Below are 14,487 nucleotides of genomic sequence, written 5' to 3' on the forward strand. Positions count from 1 at the left end.
CCCGGACGGGCCGGGACGGTTCTCTATCTATATATATTAGTTAGCGTCGGCTTATTGGCAAGCTTCGCATTCCTCGAAACCGTCGTCGCCGGGACGCAGGTAGCAGGCTTCGCCGTCCGCTTCGGCGGTGACCGCCGGAGCGGCAGCCACCGGTGCGGCGGCAGCCGCCGAGGCGATCGCGCTGGCCGACATGCCGCCGTCCACCGACACCGCGTTCAGCGCGCCGGTCTTGGAGGTCGACTTCTCGGTGTGAGTGGCCGAAGTGGTGCGCAGGTAGTAGGTGGTCTTCAGGCCGCGCAGCCATGCCAGCTTGTAGGTCTCGTCCAGCTTCTTGCCCGAGGCGCCGGCCATGTAGATGTTCAGCGATTGGGCCTGGTCGATCCACTTCTGGCGACGCGACGCCGCTTCCACCAGCCAGGTCGGCGACACTTCGAACGCGGTTGCATAAATGTCACGCAGGTCGTTCGGGATGCGGTCGATCTTGGCCAGCGAGCCGTCGAAGTACTTCAAGTCAGCGATCATGACCTCGTCCCACAGGTCGCGCGCCTTCAGGTCGCGCACCAGGTAGGAGTTGATCTCGGTGAACTCGCCCGACAGGTTGGACTTCACGTACAGGTTCTGGAAGGTCGGTTCGATGCAGGCCGACACGCCGATGATGTTCGAAATGGTCGCGGTCGGGGCGATCGCCACGCAGTTCGAGTTACGCATGCCGAACTTCTTGATGCGCTCGCGCACCGGGGTCCAGTCCATCGCCGACGACAGGTCCTGTTCCAGGTAGCCGCCGCGCTCTTCGGCCAGCAGCTTGACGGAATCCTGTGGCAGGATGCCGCGGTCCCACAGCGAACCTTTGTACGATTGATAATGGCCGCGCTCTTCCGCCAGCTCGGTCGAGGCCAGGTAGGCGTAGTAGCACACCGCTTCCATCGAGGTATCGGCGAAGGCCACGCACTCTGGCGACGAGAACGGCACGCGCATCATGTGCAGGCAGTCCTGGAAGCCCATCACGCCCAAGCCCACCGGACGGTGGCGCATGTTGGCGTTGCGGGCCTTGTCGACGGCGTAGTAGTTGATGTCGATGACGTTATCGAGCATGCGCATCGCGGTGCGGATGGTCTTTTGCAGCTTGACGTGATCGAGCTTGCCCTCTTTCATGTGGGCCGGCATGTTGACCGAACCGAGGTTGCAGACGGCGATTTCGTCCGGGCCGGTGTTCAGCGTGATCTCGGTGCACAGGTTCGAGCTGTGGACCATGCCCACGTGCGACTGCGGCGAACGGATGTTGCATGGGTCCTTGAACGTGATCCATGGGTGGCCGGTTTCGAACAGCATCGACAGCATCTTGCGCCACAGGTCCAGCGCGGCGATCTTCTTGAACACGCGGATTTCGCCGGCGGCGGCCTTGGCTTCGTAGCCCAGATAGGCTTTTTCGAAGGCCTTGCCGACCAGGTCGTGCAGGTCCGGGCAATCCGACGGCGAGAACAGCGTCCAGTCGCCCTTTTCCATCACGCGCTTCATGAACATGTCCGGAATCCAGTTGGCGGTGTTCATGTCGTGGGTGCGGCGGCGGTCGTCGCCGGTGTTCTTGCGCAGGTCCAGGAACTCTTCGATGTCCATGTGCCAGGTTTCCAGGTAGGCGCACACCGCGCCCTTGCGCTTGCCGCCCTGGTTGACCGCCACGGCGGTGTCGTTGACCACTTTCAGGAACGGCACCACGCCTTGCGATTTGCCGTTGGTGCCCTTGATGTGGGCGCCCAGGGCGCGCACCGGGGTCCAGTCGTTACCCAGGCCGCCGGCGAACTTGGCCAGCAGCGCGTTTTCCTTGATGGCGTCGTAGATGCCTTCCAGGTCGTCCGAGACGGTGGTCAGGTAGCACGACGACAGCTGCGAACGCAGGGTGCCGGCGTTGAACAGGGTCGGGGTCGACGACATGAAGTCGAACGACGACAGCAGGTTGTAGAACTCGATGGCGCGCGCTTCGCGGTCGCTTTCGTTCAGGGCCAGGCCCATCGCCACACGCATGTAGAACGCCTGCGGCATTTCGATGCGCACGTCGCGCACGTGCAGGAAGTAGCGGTCGTACAGGGTTTGCAGGCCGATGTAGCCGAACTGCAGATCGCGGTCGGCGACCAGCGCCTTGGCCAGGCGGGCCAGGTCGAATTCGGCCAGCTTGGTGTCCAGCAGCTCGTTTTCGATGCCCTTGGCGATGTACTGCGGGAAGTAGGTGATGTACTCGGCGGCGGCCGCGCCCTGCGCGACTTCCTTGCCGAAGACTTCCTTGCGGATCGTGTGCAGCAGGATGCGGGCCGTCACTTGCGAGTAGGCCGGGTCCTTTTCCATCAGCGCGCGGGCGGCCAGGATGGCGGACTTGTGCAGCTCTTCGACCGGCACGCCGTCGTACAGGTTTTTCAGCGTCTCGGCGACGATGGCGTCGGCGTCGACGTGCTTTTCCAGGCCGATGCAGGCGGCGTTGATCAGGCCGGTGACGCGGTCCATCTCCAGCGGCTTGCGCTCGCCGTTTTCCAGCACGTGGATTTGCGGGGCGCTGATCTTGGCGGTGGCGCCTTGCGCTTCCTTGAGCGCGCGGCGCTCTTCCATGTGCTTGGCGCGGTACAGGACATAGGCGCGGGCGACATCGTGTTCGCCGGAGCGCATCAGCGCCAGCTCGACCTGGTCTTGCACGTCTTCGATGTGGAAGGTGCCGCCCGATGGCTGGCGGCGCACCAGCGCCGTCACGACGCTGGCGGTCAGCTGTTCTACGAGTTCGCGGATGCGCGCGGAGGCGGCGCCCTGGCCGCCGTTCACGGCCAGGAAGGCCTTGGTGACGGCGATCGCGATTTTCGACGGTTCAAACGCGACGACCGCGCCGTTACGGCGGATGATGCGGTAGTCACCGAGGTCGCTGGCGGCCGTTACCTGGCTGCTGGCGGTGCTCGCAGCGGCTGCTGGTACCAGCGCTGGATTGATGGTGATGTCTTGAGTAGATTGCATTTAAGCTCCCCGATAACGGCGTGCAGTCAGTGCTGCGCGGCTATGTTTGTAAATAAAAAGGCCAAAATGAAGCGATCAGCCACACCTGCCTGGCTGGTTAAACTACTTTAATAAGGGTGGTGAGTTGGTCCAAGGACTTGCTGTGATTTGATTAACCAGTGCCATGTGAACTACTATATCTAGTGATTGCGAAGAACCGATCCACTGATTGTAGTGTTCCGATGGGGCTAATACAAGGGGAAATTTTTACGTTTCCGCCATTTTTTCAGTTGACTTTACAGAACGCCTTTTACGAAGCGCAATACAGCGCTAGCGCCTACTAACCCGGCTTCCGATATTGGAGTTTCTTCACAGAATTCCCGCCAACTTTTAACATAAAAGTTCCAATCAAACAACGGTCCGGGGTCGGTTTTGCGGCCCGGCGCGATGTCCTCGTGGCCCTGGACGTCGGTCAGCGGGTAGCGCCGCCGCAGCGCCTCGGTCAGCACCGCCAGCACCCGGTACTGCGCCGGCTCGAACGGCGTGTCGTCGGTGCCTTCGAGCTCGATGCCGACCGAGTAGTCGTTACATTTTTCGCGACCGCGGAACGACGACGCGCCGGCGTGCCACGCACGGTCGTTGGCCGAGACGTACTGGATCACCCGGCCGTCGCGACGGACAAAAAAATGGCTCGACACCTTCAGCCCGCGCAGGTCCGCGAACGAAGGGTCAGCATTATAGTCCACCCGGCCGGTAAACAGGTCGGAGACGTGGGGACCGCCGAAACGGCCGCCCGGCAGGCTGATATTGTGGATCACCAGCAGCGTGATGTCGGCGGGGTCGGGACGGCAGTCGAAGTTCGGGCTGTCGTAACGGATCGCCGCCGGCCACCAGCCGTCCGCGCCTATGCGAATGCTGTCCTTCACGCCTCCGGCTCCTGGATGTTCAGCTTCTGCATTTGATAACGCAGCTGGCGGAAGCTGATGCCCAGCAGCTGCGCGGCCTGCGTGCGGTTGAACTGCGTCTGCGCCAGCGCGCGCAGGATGATGTCGCGCTCGATCTGGTTCAGGTAGTCGGGCAGGCTGGCCGGCAGCGGCTCCGGCACCGCCGTGGGCGGCGGCGCCAGGGCCTCGTCGTCCGCTTGCGCCGGGATATTCGGCAACGGTATCCACATCGGCGCCAGCGTCGGCGACGGCATCGGCCCTGCCACGGGCGCGGACGCCTCGGCCACGCGCGCGCCCTTCAGCGCCAGGTCGGCCACCTCGATCACGCCGTCGTTGGCGAAGGCCAGCGCCCGTTCCAGGATGTTTTCCAGCTCGCGCACATTGCCGGGGAAGGAATAGCCGCGCAAGGCATCGAGCACGCCCTCCCCCAGCGCCGCCCTGTGCTCGAAGGTGCCGAGCCGCTCCAGTATCGCGCCGGTCAGCACGCCCAGGTCGTCGAGCCGCTCGCGCAGCGGCGGCAGCCCCAGTTCGATCACGTTCAGGCGGTAGAACAGATCCTGGCGAAAGCTGCCCCGCTCCACGCACTGCGCCAGGTTCTTGTGGGTCGCGCTAATAATACGCACGTCGACCGGCTCCTCGGCGGTGGCGCCGATCTTGCGCACGCGCCGCTCCTGAATCGCCCGCAGCAGTTTGACTTGCATCGCCAGCGGCAGGTCGGCCACCTCGTCGAGCATCAGGGTGCCGCCGTTGGCCGCCTGGAAAAAGCCGTCCCGGTCGTCGGCGGCGCCGGTGAAGGCGCCCTTGCGGTAGCCGAAAAACTCGGCCTCCATCAGCGCCTCCGGAATGGCGCCGCAGTTGACGGCGATGAACGGTTTGCTGGCGCGCGAGCTTTGCGCGTGGATTTCGCGCGCGGCCAGCTCCTTGCCGCTGCCCGATTCGCCGTGGATGGCGATCGGCGCCATCGACCGCGCCAGCCTGGCGATCTGCGCGCGCAACGACTGGATCACCGCCGAATCGCCCTTCAGGCGGCTGGCCGGCGGCGCCTCGCTGGCCGCCAGCCCGGCCGGCGGCGGCACGTTCAGGCGCAGGGCCGAGCGCACCATCAGGCGCAACTGGTCCAGCGCCACCGGCTTGGAGATGTAGTCGAAGGCGCCGGCCTTGAGCGCGACGACGGCGTTGTCGGCGCTGCCGAAGGCCGTCACCACCGCGATCGGCGTGTTCTTGTGGGCGGCGTTCACCTCCCGCACCAGCTCCAGACCCAGGCCGTCGGGCAGGCGCATGTCGGTCAACACGAGTTGATATTCACGTTCCGCGCCCGCCAGCAGCGCGCGCGCCTGCGCCAGGGTGGCGGCGCTGTCGACGTCCAGTCCCATTTTCACCAGGGTCAGTTCCAGCAATTCGCGCAGGTCGGCTTCATCGTCGACCACCAGCACGCGGGGAGAACGCTCGCTCATGGCACTGCCTTTTCTTATTTTTGCGCCGGTTGGGCGAAGGTGATCACAAAGCGTCCGCTGGAGCGGCGGCCGCCATCGGGGCTGTCGCGGCTATCGAAACGGTATTCGTAATCGAGCCGGGCCTCGTTATTCAAACACAATTCGCGCGCCAGATACAGCCCCAGGCCGGTGCCTTTGCTCGATGTGGTGTAAAACGGCTCGAACAGGTGGGCCCGCACCTCCGGCGAGATGCCGGGACCGTCGTCCTGCACATGCAGCTCCATGCGCTGGGCGTGGTGCGGATGCGTGAGCAGGTCGACGCGGATCGATTGCGGCCCGCCGCTGGCATAGCGCACGGCGTTGTTCAAAAGATTAAGCACCACTTCGCGCAGGTGCAGCGGATCGAAGCGCACCATCGTCCCCGGCGCCACCGACAGGCCGACGATGTCCGACGGCAGGCCGTGGTTGTTGATGAATTCCGACCGCAATTCGGCCAGAAAGCCGTCCAGCGCCAGCGGCTCGTTATTCGGCTGCACCTTGCGCGACAGCTGGAGGATGTCCTCGACCATGCGGTTGACGCGCGCCACGTTGTCGCCGACGATCTTGAGCAGCCGCAGATGGACGGTGCTGTCCAGGTCCTCCCCCAGCAGCGCGGTGGCGTGGCCGATGGCCGACAGCGGATTGCGCACCTCGTGGGCGATGCTGGCCGTCAGGCGCCCCATCGACGCCAGTTTCAATTGCTGCGCCTGGTTTTCGATGCCCGTCACGTCCTGCAGAAAAATTACGCTGCGCTCGACGCCCCCGCCGGAGGAGGACGTGTCGACCGCCGCGAAGCGCACCTTCAAGTGCGCCGACAGGTCGCGGCGCGCGCTCCAGGCGGCGGTCACCCCCTGCAACGCGGCGTCGCTGAACGGCTTGATGGTGACGAACACCGTGCTGCGCGCGGGATCGTCGCGCCATTCGGCGTACGCCTGCGCCAACGGCGCCAGCGGCGCGGCCGCCGACAGCTTGAAGTTCAGGTCCGGGCCGACCAGTCCGAGCATCTGCCGCGCCGCGGGATTGCCGGCCGAGACCCGCCCGTCCGGATCGACCACCAGGATGCCGTCGCCGATGTTGGCCATGACCAGGCGGTTGACCGCCTGCTGCACGTTGATTTCGACGCCGCGCTGGATCGCCAGCTCCTCCTGGCCGATCAATTTCCCGGCCATGCGGTTGACCACCAGCACGGCGGCGAAGAAGGCGGCGCCGTACAGGCCCGATTGCAGCAGGCCGTGCTGGCTTTCCATCGCCAGCAGCTGCCACACGCTTTCGCCCAGCATGAACAGCGCCACCAGCGCGGTGCAGAACAGCGCCAGCACCAGCGGCGACAGGATGGCCAAACCGGCCAGCGGGAATAGATACAGGATGGCCAGGCCGCTGCGCACCCCGCCGCCGGCGAGGTACAGCAGCGAGATGATGGCCAGGTCGCAGGCGATCTGCGACAGCAGTTGCAGCAGGAAGCGGCGGCGCCAGTAGACGGCCGTCAGCGCGAAGGCGATCGCCAGGCCCAGATAGGCCAGGCAAACCGGCAGGTAGGGATACTCGCCGGCGGCGCGCAGGCCCCGGCTGTCGAAGCTCAGGTAGACCAGCAGCACCAGCGCGATGACCACGCGCGTGGCGTTGAGCGTTTGCAGCGACCGCCAGAAGGTGGCGCGCGATTCAGCCGACAGGGCTTGCAGGCGCGCGACCACCCGGTGGCCTTAGGCGGCCGGCGCGGCGGCGTGCGCCGCGCAGCAGTAATCGCGGCCGTTGGCGTGGACCGCCTCCGAGGCGGGGAAGAAAATGCCGCACTTGGCGCATTCGAGCATCGTCTCGGCGTCGGCCAGCGCCTTTTCCGTGCGCGCCTTATAAATGGTCTGGCCGCCGCCCTGGCCGGGCGGCACCTCCTGGTTCGGCGGCGGTTGACGGAACTGCTGCTGGTTGCGCTTTTGCGCGCTACGGATTTTGCTGCGGATCGCGAAGATCACCAGGAAAATCAACCCCAGCCAAAACAAAATACGGCTCATGCCCATCCTTTATGCAAAACCACTTCAAACACAAAACGGCTGCCGACATACGCCAGCAACAACGTCGCAAATCCGGCCAGCGTGAAGCTCAGCGCCGTCTTGCCGCGCCAGCCGCGGAAGCGGCGGCCGGCCAGCAGCGCGGCGAACAACAACCATGACAGTAGCGTAAACGCCGACTTGTGGTCCCATTTAAGCGCCTGGCCGAACAACTGTTCCGAAAACACGATGCCCGACAACACCGTCAAACTCAATAGCGCGAAGCCGAAGCCTATCATGCGGAACAGCAGCTTCTCCATCGTCAGCAGCGCCGGCAGCTGGTCCAGCGCGCCGGACAGGAAGCTTTTGCGGTCGGTGGCCGCGTGCAGCCGCGCCTCCTGCAGCGCCATCAGCACGGCGTGGAAGGCGGCGATGGTCAGGGTGCTGTAGGCCATGGTGGCGATGGCGATGTGCCAGCCGAACAGCGAGGTTTTGCCCTCCAGCGGGATCAGGTTGCCGGGGAAAACGGCCTGCAGCGCGGCGGCGACGGCGGCGCTGGGCATGACCAGGCGGCGCATGCCATCCAGGCTGAAATTGCGGTTTTCCAGCCAGTAGGCGGCCACCGAGACCCACAAGGCCGACGACAGCATGGCCGCGAAACCGATCCGCAGCGAGCCGGCCGCCGCCACCTCCAGCCACAGGCCGGCGCCGTGCAGCGCCCAGGCGGCCACCGTCACGGCCGAAATCAGGCCGGCGCGGCGCGATGGCAGGGCGGCGCACAGGATGTACAGCGCGATGGCTGCGATGAACAAGTAGGTCTGCATGTACCGCAGTTTACACCATCGCTCAGTCGACGGCTGCCATCCGCAATTCGTCGTTGTGGTGGCGCTGCTGTTCCTCCATGACCAGTTGCCCCAGTTCGCGCTTCAATGCGTTGAATTCGGCGGCGGCCGGATCGCGCATGCGCGGCAGGTCGACGATCAGGTCGCGCTTGACGGTGCCCGGCCTGTAGGTCATGACGACGATGCGGTCGGCCAGGTAGATCGCCTCTTCGATACTGTGGGTGACGAAGATGATGGTCTTTTTCAGCTCGGACCAGATGCGCAGCAGCTCGTCCTGCAGATTGCGGCGGGTCAGCGCGTCCAGGGCGCCGAACGGCTCGTCCATCAGCATGATCGGCGAGTCCAGCGCCAGCACGCGGGCGATGGCGACGCGCTGGCGCATGCCGCCGGAGAGGTCCTTGGGAAAGCGGCTGCGGAAGTCCTGCAAGGACAGCATGCCGAGCAGCTTGTCGACGACGGCGTTGATCTCGCCCTTGGCCATGCCCTTGATCTCCAGGCCGAAGGCGACGTTGTCGGCCACCGTCATCCACGGGAACAGCGCGTATTCCTGGAACACCATGCCGCGCTCCGGTCCCGGACCGGTCACCAGCTTGCCGTCGGCGGTGATGCTGCCCGACGTCGGCGGCGCGAAGCCCGCCACCGCGTTGAGCAGGGTGGATTTACCGCAGCCGGAGGGGCCCAGCAGGCAGACGAACTGCCCTTGCGGGATCTCCAGGTCGATGTCCTTGAGCGCCACCAGTTCGCGGTCGGCGGTCTGGAACACCTTGCTGACATTCGATACGACGATATGGGTAGCGCTCATTGGTTCTCCAATCCGCGGTGCCAGCGCAGCAGGTGGTTATTCAGCTTGTTCATGCCGACGTCGATGGCCAGGCCGATCAAGCCGATGCTGATCATGCCGGCGATGATTTTGTCGGACCAGAAGTACTCGCGCGCCTCCAGGATGCGGAAACCGAGGCCGTTGTTCACGGCGATCATCTCGGAGACGATCACCACGATGAAGGCGGTGCCGATGCCGATCCGCACGCCCGACAGGATATACGGCACGGCGGCCGGCAGGATCACGCGCAGGAACATGGTGCCGCCGGTGGCGCCCAGGTTGCGCGCGGCGCGCAGGTAGATGCCGTCGACCTGGCGCACGCCGGCGATGGTGTTCATCAGCACCGGGAAGAAGGCGCCCAGCGCGATCAGGAACACGGCCGGCGGGTTACCGAGCCCGAACCACAGGATCGACAGCGGGATGTAGGCGATCGGCGGGATGGGCCGCAGCAGCTGCACCAGGGGATTGAGCCAGTCGTACACGCGCGGGTTGGCGCCCATGGCCAGTCCGAGCGGCAGCGCCAGCCCGGCGCCGATGACGAAACCGACCACCACCCGATACAGGCTGCCGATCGAATCGGTGATCAACTCGCCGGAGACGGCCCACGACAGCCAGCTCTCGGCGGCCGGGTCGTGGGGCTGCAACGGCAGCAGGTAGGCGATCCACTTTTCCACCACCGCCAGCGGCGACGGCAGCACCTGCGGATTGACCCAGCCGAGCATCGCCACCGCCTGCCACACGGCGATGACCAGGGCCGGCACCACCATGCCGACGGCGGCCTGCCGCCAGGAGGAGTTGGACGGGGATTTCGAAGCGGCGGCCATTTACTTCACGCCCAGGTTCTTCTTGGCCGCGTCGAGCAGGTCGGTCTTGACCCAGTCCTTCGCCAGCGGCGGCTTGCTCATGCGGCCGACGCCGGTCTTGACCATGACGTCGGTGGTGATCTGGATATGCTCGGGGGTGATGTCGTAGCTGTACGGCGAATTGCCGATGGCGTCGTCGAAATCGTCCTTGGTGATCTGGCCCTTGAACACCACCTCGCGCACGTACTTCTCGGCCAGCGCCTTGTTCTCGATGAAGCTCTTGGTCGCCTGCACGAAGCAGTTCATGAACTTCTCGGCCACCGGCCGGCGCTCCTTGTAGAACTTCTCGGTCATGACCATGGTGCGCACCGGTTCGCCGATCGGCGTGTCGTAGGGCTTGATCATCTCGGTGCCGAAGCCCTTGTTGATGGCCTGCGAGGACTGCGGCTCGGACTGCATCATGGCGTCGATGTTCTTGCCCAGCAGCGCCTGGTTGAGGTCGGCGTAGGCCAGGAACACCAGTTGCACGTCCTTGCCCGGCTGGTCGGCGAACGTCATGCCGTTCTTTTGCAGCTCGGCCAGCAGCAGCACCTCCTGGATGCCGCCGCGCGTGACGCCGACCCGCTTGCCCTTGAGGTCCTTGACGGTTTTCAGGTTCAGGTCGGTGCGCCCGACCAGCCGCGCCCCGCCCTTGGCGAAGCCGGCCACCACGTAGATCGGCGCGCCGCCGGCGCGCCCGGAGATGGCCGCCTCCGAGGCCGTGGTGCCGATGTCGAGCTCGCCGGCGATGATGGCCTGCATCACGTCCAGCCCCTTGGCGAAGATATGCTCCTCGACCTTGATGCCGCACTTGGGCGCGATCTCTTTTATATAGGAGACGGCGCCGTAGTGGGCGAACTTCAGGTTGCCCAGCCTGACCACATCCTGCGCCTGGGCGCAGGTGGCGCCCAACAATAACCCCACGCACACCATCCTGCAGATCGATTTCAGTCTCATCCGTCTCTCCCAAGGTCTTGACATGGCCGGCGGCCACGCTGTCGTCTGGCGATCATAGCAAGCGGACGATCACTTGCCTATCGTCACGAGCCGGACGTTGCGCGCCGTTGCTATTTATTACAAAACAACCCTGTCAGAGTGACAATGCGTGAGTATTAAAGGTTTATAAGCGTTGATAATAGACATGATGATTCGACAAAGTTGCGTCTCCTCACATGAGATTACAAAGTTCCCTCATGGACGTTGACGTAGCTCAATGAAGCAAGCGTCGAGGCGCCGCCGCTACCGGGCATGCGTCAGACGCGCCGACGACAACACACACCAAGGACATGCCAGTGACAGCAAACAAAACCTACACGCGCCGCAAATTCGTCGGTACCGCGCTCGGCGCCATGGTGGCGGCCAACCTTGCCGCCTGCGGCGGTGGCGGCGGTGGCGACACGCCCTCCCCCACCACGCCGCCGACGCCGGAAGCCCCGCAAACGATCGGCCTGGGCACGGCTTCGAGCCGCATCGTCGGCACCAAACCGGTGACCCTGACGGCGACACTGGGCCGCAACGCCGACGTCACATGGACGCTCGGCGTAGGCAGCTTGGGCACCCTGTCGGCCACCACCGGCGCCAGCGTCACCTACACGCCACCGGCCGCCGCCGTGGGCGCGCCCTCCCCGGTCACCATCACCGCCACCTCGGCCGGCGTGACGGCGACGGCCCGGCTGGCGCTGATGCCCGATCCGCGCCAGCCCGCCGGCCTGGCCTTGCTGGCAGGCGGCTTGGGCGGGCGCGGCCTGATCGACGGCCAGGGCACGACAGCACGCTTCAACAATATCGCCGCCATGGACGCCGACCGCGCCGGCAATCTGGTGTTGGCCGATCTCAAGTACACGGCCGATGGGGTGGCGTTCTCCGTCATCCGTGTCGTCGGCCCGTCCGGCAACGTGCTGACGGTCACGCCGCTAACGGCCCTAGGCCCCGGGCACGCCGACGGCCCGCTCGCCAGCGCACAGACCGGCGCCGTCACCGGCTTGGCCGTCGCCCCCAACGGCGACATCTATTTCGTCGACAACGACGGTGGCGCGCGCCTGCGCGTGCTGCGTGACGGGCAGATCACCACGCTGCAGGGCAACCTGGCCGCCAGCGGGGTGGTGCTCGATCGTAACGGCAACATCTACCTCTACAGCCACACGCAGGTGCTGCGCGTCGCGGCCGACGGCGCCACCGTCACCGTGCTGGCCGGCGCCGCCGACTTCGGCGCCGGCCAGATCGACGGCCAGGGCGCCGCCGCCCGCTTCACCGGCATCGCCGACGCCGCCGCCGGCGCCGACGGCAGCCTCTATATCATCGACGACACCACGGTGCGCAAGATCAGCCCGGCAGGCCTGGTGACCACCGTGGCCGGCCTGTACGGCGCCGCGCCCGCCGTGGTCGACGGCACCGGGAGCGGGGCGCGTTTCGGCGTGTTGCTGTCGCTCACCCAGGACAACAACGGTTATCTGCTCGCGCTCGACACGCTGCGGGACGCCGCCGGCAACATCAGCTACAGCGTGCGCCAGGTTTCGCCGGCCGGGACGACCCGCACGCTATACCAGGGCGCGGCGCCACCGTTTACCGGTTTGACGTCCGCCAACGACACCGCCACACGCGTGACCAAGCTGCGTTTCAACGCCGCCACGCGCACCATCATGCTGGCGCGCACTGCGCAGATCGACCAGTTGAGCGGTGGCGCGGTGCAGCCATTCGCCGGCTTGGAGGGCGACAGCCACGAGGAGATCGACGGCCCAGGCGCGACGGCGCGCTTCGTGCGCCTGAGCCACTTGGGCGCCGACTTGGCCGGCAACGTCTACACGCTCGACTTCGCCGGGCCGTTCGGTGCCCGGCACGACGAGGCGCCGCACGGCCTGTGGCTGCGCAAGATCGCCGTCGATGGCACGGTCAGCACCGTGGTGGCCGACAAGAGCTTCGTGTTCGCACCGAACGCCATCGCGGCCGACGCCGACGGCAACCTCTTCCTGTCGGCACACCCGCCGCGCAACTCGCTGACGCCCCCCTTCGGGGGCGCGCTCTACAAGGTGACGCCCGGCGGCGCCGTCACCCTGTTCGCCGGCTCGGCCGTGGCGGGCTCGACCACCTCGATCGACGGCACCGCCGGCGCGGCCACCTTTGTCTCGCCCCGGCTCGAAGGGATCGACATCGGCGGCAACCTGTACCTCAGCGACAGCGGCAAAATCCGCAAGGTCACGCCGCAGGCGGTGGTCACCACCATCGCGGCACTGCCGGCAGGCCTGAAGGCGGCACCGAACGGCCTGGTCTACACGGCCGATCCCGCCCGCAACGTGATCTACGCCACAGATGCCGCCGGCAACAAAACCGTGGCGGCCGGCGTGGACGGCGTGCCGGGCACGCGCCTGGGCGCCTTGCCGGCCGGGCTCGAAGGCCCGGTCGACATCGTGCCGACCGGCCCGACCAGCTTCGCGGTGATCTCCGGCGCCGCCGTGCTGCGCCTGCTGCTGCCCAACTGAGCGGGCGGCACCGCCGCATCGCAGCCAACCCCGGTGCGATGCGGTAAGGTGGCGGCCATTGCCCGGCCTGGCGCCGGGCGACTTCGCATCCATACTCCAGGTGCATCCTGCCAGATAATCTTACCTGACGCCTTGGGACGCGCGGATGCGCGCGATGCGTTCGGCACTGGCCGGATGGCTGGACAGGTAGGGGGAAGGCGTGGCGGCGGCGCCATCCTCCTTGTCCAGCTTGGCGAACGCCGCCGCCAGATGCGACGGGTCGATGCGGTTATGGCGCAACATGGCCACCGCGTAATCGTCGGCCTCGTATTCGGCGTCGCGCGAGTACTTCATGTCCAGTACCAGCGTGGGCAGGGTCGTCATGATCGAGGAGATGTCGCCGAACACCAGCCAGGTGGTCGCCGCGACGGCCGAGCTCTGGACGATGCGCCGCGTCAGATGGCGCCGGTGCAAATGGCCCAGCTCATGGGCCAGCACGCCCATCACCGCCCGGTCGTCGCCCAGCAGCGCGACCAGCTCGTCGGTCATGACGATGTCGCCCGACGGCAGCGCGAAGGCGTTCGGGCCGACGCGGCTGCTGCGGAACACCAGCCGCCACGACGGCGCCTCCGCCTCGGGCGCGGTCAGCGCCGCGAACTGCCGCCGCAACTGCTCCTGGCGCGCCGCCGCCAGCCGCGTCGGTCCCAGCATCCGGCCATCGAGTATCTGCAGCACGCCCTGCCCCAGCTGGCGCTCGACGCGCTGCGGCACCGCTTGCGCGATCCAGCCGGCCGCCGCCGGCAGCACGTACACATAGCCGGCCACCAGCACCGCCACCGTGGCGCCCAGCGCCCCCAGCGCGGCGCGCCAGCTGTTTTGCCAGCGCACCACCGCGCCGTCCCGGTGTCCGGTCCGCGCCAGCAGCCGCGCGAACGCGTCCGCGTCGTCGACCTCCAGCCAGGCGCCGTCGGCGAACGTCACCTTGCGCGCGGCGTGGCGGCTGCGCTCCGACACCCGCAAACTGGCCAGCGGGGCCTCGCGCTCGAGGTCGCCGGCCAGCCGCGCCACGCCGTCGCGCACCTCCAGCGTCACCCGGTGCAGGCGCGAGCTCTTGCCGTCGAAATAGCGGGCCGGCACCGGCCCGGGCGGCGGCGTTTCCATCC

Annotated in this window: 11 protein-coding genes; 1 reads left to right on the forward strand and 10 read right to left on the reverse strand. The window is 66.4% G+C overall.

Annotated elements, in window-relative coordinates; genetic code table 11:
- Positions 1-51: 51 nt before the first annotated feature.
- The 9 genes from AC07P1_RS24015 to AC07P1_RS24055 all read right to left on the reverse strand — a co-directional run bounded on the left by AC07P1_RS24015 (position 52) and on the right by AC07P1_RS24055 (position 10,826).
- A complete protein-coding gene (locus AC07P1_RS24015; protein WP_494698201.1) occupies positions 52-2,988 on the reverse strand; it encodes a ribonucleoside-diphosphate reductase subunit alpha in 2,937 nt (978 codons plus the stop codon).
- A gap of 275 nt (positions 2,989-3,263) precedes the next feature.
- Positions 3,264-3,893, reverse strand: a complete 630-nt coding sequence (gene ampD, locus AC07P1_RS24020; protein ID WP_494698202.1) for a 1,6-anhydro-N-acetylmuramyl-L-alanine amidase AmpD — start codon at positions 3,891-3,893, stop codon at positions 3,264-3,266.
- Complete coding sequence (locus tag AC07P1_RS24025) at positions 3,890-5,365, reverse strand: sigma-54-dependent transcriptional regulator (RefSeq protein ID WP_494698203.1); 1,476 nt, start codon at positions 5,363-5,365, stop codon at positions 3,890-3,892. The genes ampD and AC07P1_RS24025 overlap by 4 nt, the downstream gene beginning before the upstream one ends.
- Before the next feature lie 14 nt (positions 5,366-5,379).
- A complete protein-coding gene (locus tag AC07P1_RS24030) occupies positions 5,380-7,074 on the reverse strand; it encodes a sensor histidine kinase (protein ID WP_494698204.1) in 1,695 nt (564 codons plus the stop codon).
- A 9-nt stretch (positions 7,075-7,083) separates the two neighbouring features.
- Positions 7,084-7,389, reverse strand: a complete 306-nt coding sequence (locus AC07P1_RS24035) for a PP0621 family protein (protein WP_494698205.1) — start codon at positions 7,387-7,389, stop codon at positions 7,084-7,086.
- Positions 7,386-8,189 carry a cytochrome C assembly family protein gene (locus AC07P1_RS24040; RefSeq protein WP_494698206.1) on the reverse strand — a complete coding sequence of 268 codons (804 nt, stop codon included), beginning with the start codon at positions 8,187-8,189 and terminating at the stop codon, positions 7,386-7,388. Before AC07P1_RS24040 ends, AC07P1_RS24035 begins: the two co-directional genes overlap by 4 nt.
- Before the next feature lie 22 nt (positions 8,190-8,211).
- On the reverse strand, positions 8,212-9,009 hold the full coding sequence (locus tag AC07P1_RS24045) for an ABC transporter ATP-binding protein (RefSeq protein ID WP_494698207.1): 798 nt from the start codon (positions 9,007-9,009) through the stop codon (positions 8,212-8,214).
- Positions 9,006-9,851: an ABC transporter permease gene (locus AC07P1_RS24050; protein WP_494698208.1), complete on the reverse strand. Its 846-nt coding sequence runs from the start codon at positions 9,849-9,851 to the stop codon at positions 9,006-9,008. Before AC07P1_RS24050 ends, AC07P1_RS24045 begins: the two co-directional genes overlap by 4 nt.
- The gene (locus AC07P1_RS24055; RefSeq protein ID WP_494698209.1) at positions 9,852-10,826 is read right to left on the reverse strand and encodes an ABC transporter substrate-binding protein; all 975 of its coding nucleotides are present in this window, start codon (positions 10,824-10,826) and stop codon (positions 9,852-9,854) included.
- 335 nt (positions 10,827-11,161) lie between these two features.
- Here AC07P1_RS24055 and AC07P1_RS24060 point away from each other — a divergent pair, with 335 nt between their 5' ends.
- Positions 11,162-13,345 (forward strand): NHL repeat-containing protein, encoded by a 2,184-nt coding sequence (locus AC07P1_RS24060; RefSeq protein ID WP_494698210.1) that lies wholly within the window; start codon positions 11,162-11,164, stop codon positions 13,343-13,345.
- Positions 13,346-13,465: 120 nt separating this feature from the next.
- On the opposite strand, the gene AC07P1_RS24065 is transcribed toward AC07P1_RS24060, so the two are convergent.
- Positions 13,466-14,485 (reverse strand): M48 family metallopeptidase, encoded by a 1,020-nt coding sequence (locus AC07P1_RS24065; protein WP_494698211.1) that lies wholly within the window; start codon positions 14,483-14,485, stop codon positions 13,466-13,468.
- Between the last annotated feature and the right edge of the window lie 2 nt (positions 14,486-14,487).

This window comes from Duganella sp. GW821-FHT07F09, assembly GCF_059418705.1.